Annotated in this window: 1 protein-coding gene; it reads right to left on the bottom strand. The window is 68.6% G+C overall.

The genetic code is table 11. The features are described 5' to 3' along the window. On the bottom strand, positions 1-1249 hold a 1249-nt coding region (arcA, locus tag ACFPL3_RS41975; RefSeq protein ID WP_379591031.1), incomplete at its 3' end, for an arginine deiminase. Positions 1250-1314: the final 65 nt, after the last annotated feature.

The raw sequence follows: 1314 nt of genomic DNA, 5'->3' as shown, positions 1-1314 counted from the left end.
CGACAGCATCGCGTTGCAGGGGGCAGGTCATGCAGTGGCCGCCGCCGCGGCCGCGGCCGAGCTCGGCACCGACGATCGTGATGACCTCGATGCCGGCCTTGCGCAGCAACGAGTTGGTGTAGGTGTTGCGGTCGTAGGCGACGACGACCCCGGGCTCCAGGGCGACGAGGTTGTTGCCGCTGTCCCACTGGCCCCGCTCGGCGGCGTAGGCGTCGCCGCCGGTCTCGACGACGCGCAGCTTCGCCAGGCCGAGCGCCTCGGTGACGACGTCGACGAAGGAAATCTTCTCCTCGGTGACCTCCACCGGGTCCTTGTCACCCGGGCGCAACGAGAAGGCGTGGATCCCGTCGGTGATCTCCGGGTAGACCGTGACACAGTCGAGGTCGGCGAAGGTGAAGACGGTGTCGAGGTGCATCGCGGCCCGCAGCTTCGGCATCCCGGCGACGATCACCCGCTCCGCCGCGCCCTCGGCGAACAACCTGGCGGCCAGCTGCGTCACCGCCTGCCGCGAGGTGCGCTCACTCATCCCGACCAGGACCACACCGTTGCCCGGCGGCATCACATCGCCGCCCTCGAGCGTGGCCAGCCCCCACTCGCGCTCCGGATCACCCCACCAGACCCGGGACCCCACGAAGTCGGGGTGGAACGTGTAGATCGCCTTCATCAGCAACGTCTCGTCGTGCCGGGCCGGCCAGTACAGCGGGTTGAGCGTGACGCCGCCGTAGATCCAACACGTGGTGTCGCGGGTGTAGAGCATGTTCGGCAACGGCGGCATCAGGTACTCCGGCACACCGGAGGACTCCCGCGCGAGCGCCACGTAGCCGGGCCGGAAATCCCCGGGCAGATCCGCGGTGGACAGGCCGCCGATCAGCAGCTCGGCGAGCCTCCGATCGTCCAGGCCGTCGAGATAGGCACGGGTGTCCTCCACCAGACCGAGCCCGACCTCGTTCGCCACGATCTTCCGGTCGAGCAGCCACCCCTTCGCCTCCGGGATCGCCATCGTCTCGGCCAGCACGTTGTGCAGCTCGACGACCTCGACCCCACGCTCGCGCATCTTGTTCATGAAGTCGAAATGGTCCCGGCGTGCGTTCTGCACCCACATCACGTCGTCGAACAGCAACTTGTCGCAGTTCGACGGGGTCAGCCGCATGTGCGCGAGCCCCGGCGCGCAGACGAGCACCTTCCGCAACTTCCCGACCTCGGAGTGCACTCCGTAGGCCGCGGCGGGATTCGCGCTCGGGTCGGTCATAGCGGTTCCTCCTGGTTGACGACGATCCCGCTCACCGCTCGACGGGTTCGGAGCTCGCCGGATCC

It is taken from the genome of Pseudonocardia zijingensis, from assembly GCF_042657305.1.
Taxonomy (GTDB): Bacteria; Actinomycetota; Actinomycetes; order Mycobacteriales; family Pseudonocardiaceae; genus Pseudonocardia; species Pseudonocardia zijingensis.
Note: the sequence above shows the minus strand (reverse complement) of the source record. Positions and strands in the feature narration are given on the sequence as shown.